Here is an 855-nt window from a genome sequence, read left to right on the forward strand (position 1 = left end):
CGGTTGATCTGGTCGAGACCCTGCTCGATGTCGCGCAGATTGGTGATCTCACCCTTCATGCCGGGAAAGGCGGTGGCGATCATACCGGAACCCATCGTGCCAAAAGCGGGTGCCGGCCTGCCGTTGACATAGATATCGGCAAGCGTGCCCTCGACGGCGACCAGGCGCAAGGTTTTGGCCCTGGCGATGTCCTGTGCCGGCACGTAGACGCGAGAACTCACATAACCCCTGTCGAGATAGAGATGCGTCAGGTCGCGCAGCAGCACGTTGATCTCGCCGACGCCGACGCAGTGGTTCGCATAAGGCGCCGTGATCTTGGCTATGGCAGCCGCCGGAAACTGTTTGACGCCTTCGACCTCGACATGGGTGATCTCAAAACAGGGACCAGCCTTCCCGGCTTTGGCAGCGGCCGATGGTCGAGCCTCCGTCGGCGATGGTTGCGGCGTCATCTCGCCGAGCGCCTTGAGGCGCTGCTGTTCGGCTTCCTGTGCCTGCCGGCGCGCGAAATCGTCGTTGGGCGTCTGAGCGGCCGCTCTCGAGACGGCAAAGGTCGCCGCCAGCAAGACGCTGGCGGTCAGGGCAAAACCGTAGCGGACGGGCGCCGGGCGCCGGGCAGACGTCAGGAACATATCCGTCTGGTCAGTTGGACGCGGCCTTTTGCAGCGCATCCAGCGCCGCAGGCAATCCCTTCAGAGAGAATTTGATATTGACCTTCTGGCCATTCATCATCTGGACGCGGCCGGTACCGTCCGTTGCCTTGGTGAGGACCGCCACCATCTTGGTGTCCAGCTTCTGCTGCGACCAGCAACCGGCCTGGTTGCAATTGCGGTAGGAAAGCTGCACGACGGGCTTATC

2 protein-coding genes are annotated in these 855 nt (G+C 62.6%); both read right to left on the reverse strand.

Annotated features, from left to right (window positions below; translation table 11 throughout):
* Positions 1 to 629, reverse strand: a 629-nt coding sequence (locus Q4Q11_RS31925) for a POTRA domain-containing protein (protein WP_498571992.1), incomplete at its 3' end; no start/stop codon positions are given.
* 10 nt (positions 630 to 639) lie between these two features.
* Positions 640 to 855, reverse strand: a 216-nt coding sequence (locus tag Q4Q11_RS31930; RefSeq protein ID WP_498571993.1) for an invasion associated locus B family protein, incomplete at its 5' end; no start/stop codon positions are given.

This window comes from Rhizobium sp. UFLA01-1127 (assembly GCF_059803845.1).